This is a genomic window from Pseudomonas sp. xss_4, assembly GCF_043104125.1.
Classification (GTDB): Bacteria; Pseudomonadota; Gammaproteobacteria; order Pseudomonadales; family Pseudomonadaceae; genus Aquipseudomonas; species Aquipseudomonas parafulva_B.
The window spans coordinates 1-1,910 of the sequence record NZ_JBICKJ010000076.1 but is presented as its reverse complement, the minus strand read 5'-3'; the positions used below and the strand labels follow the sequence as shown (position 1 = coordinate 1,910).

At 53.7% G+C, this 1,910-nt stretch carries 2 pseudogenes; both read right to left on the bottom strand.

Going from position 1 to position 1,910, the window contains the following annotated elements:
- Nucleotides 1-608: pseudogene (locus ACF8GB_RS16750) on the bottom strand (hypothetical protein); the annotation flags it as partial.
- Between the two features lie 379 nt (nt 609-987).
- Nucleotides 988-1,910 (bottom strand): annotated as a pseudogene (locus ACF8GB_RS16745) (hypothetical protein); the annotation flags it as partial.

The window sequence follows — 1,910 nt, the reverse complement described above, 5'->3', positions numbered from 1 at the left end:
TCGAATACCTTGAACAGCTTGCGGTAGGGAAGATGGCGAGTGGCGGTATCTGGGGGCGTACCGCGCCCAGGAACGAAAGGGGCGACTAGGCGTTCGAGTAGGCCGTCTTGTATGCCTAGTTCTGTATTTGCATAATCGATAATTGCCATGATTTTGGGCATGTGCTCAGCATTTCCCGTCAGCAAGCCAAAGCAGATTAATCTCAAGGCCACAATCCAATATTCATCATCATTTATTGAGATATGTGGAGTAATTATGTCCGCATTGTTAGATAGGTGATGAGCCTCATGGGTCTCGGCGTATTGCTCTGTCCAACTTAAAACGTGGGGCCATGACTCTCTAAATAGGCTAACTGAGCATCCCGATGAGTATTGCAGGCTTAGCCAGTTCAATGTGTCCCACAAGCGTTGACTTGCTGATTGGTCTATTCGCTTGATTTTTGCGTTTTTGTCGATGAGCTCGCACACAAATTTTATGCCATCAATAAGTTCGTCGAAACGTTCAGTGTATGAGACATACCGCAAATGCGGCTCACGGCGCTTATTGAAATTTTTTGCTAAAATCTTGGTTGTCATCCAGTGTTGTAGGGGTAAATTTGATTCTTTCATAAAGTTTAGTCATCCAAGAAATCTAACGGCAGTTCAGATTCAGTGGCGATCTGATGTTTTACCGTTTTTACGCTGCATAGGCCAGCTGCAAGTGGCTTGCTATTCGCCGATTTTTTGCGTGCATTAGGATCATGGAGTATAAAGTTTGGTCCTACAACTGTAATTATACTTCGCTCGTATGGGCAAGGCATTAATGAAGGGTCAAATCCACTGCGACGCCATCTTTCTACTTGATTGAGTAAGGATCTGTGTGATGGAATAATCTTCGCCCTGTTGATATTCATTGATATCCACGTATGGCTCATCTGTCTTATGCCGCTAACTAATTTTCCTACAGAGTTTCGCACCTTGGGCTTGTCACTTGGCTCCGCAAGTTTTTCTAGGCCGTATTCCAAGGCTTGCCACACTTGCGTGGCACTTTCCAGTTTCTTGTGGAATGGCTCGTTGGTGCCTTTGGTGTCGCTGATCCGGTAGCGCTGCGACAGTTTATCGATGATCCAAACATGATCAATGCCCTGATGGCCTGGTTGGCGACCTTCATAGAGAATGCCTCCATTATTGATCTTTTCCCGCGACTTTCGTTTGACAAAGTCATAGTCGGCAATGTGCTCTCCTTGAACCCCGGATTATGTCTGCTATAGCGCGAGCGCTGGCTTTGCCGCAGTTGCGGGCTAACCTGGCCCTGGGCCGGGGTGGTGTTGCCTTTGGGCTCGATGGCGACATCGCGTTTGGCCGAGGCTGGCTGTTTGTCGGTGGTGGTCTGGCTGCTGCGCCCGCTGCTGGCAGAGGACGATGTGGCGGGCTGTTGCTGCGGCTTGCTGGCCGGGGCCGATGCGGCGGTCTGGTTGCCGGTGGCTGTATCGCGCCGGGCCGCGGGTGTGGACGATGCGGCCGGGGTCTGGCTAGCGGTGTTAGTGCTTTGCTGGGCCGGCTTGCCTGCGTTGCCGCCACTGGATGCCGGAGCCGATGAGCCGGGCGGCGACTGGCGCGGCGTGTCGGCATGACGGCTGGCGCGGGAGCCCGCGGTGGTGTTGGGCAGGGGCTGGGCCATGGCCATCTGGTGGGACTGCTGCAGCGACCCCATGGCCTGTTCAATCTTCTGCTGGGCCTTGGCCTTGAGCGAGCGGAGCTGGGCGATCAGGCGGTTGAGGCCCTGTTTGTCCATCATCCAGCGGGCGCTGCGGGTGCCGAGCACGTCGATCATGCCATCGAGGATCTGGTTGGTCTTGGCGACGAGCTGGCGGGTGTAGCTGGCCCAGTCCAGCTCGCGGAACCACTTCTCGATATTGCCGCGCACGTCCC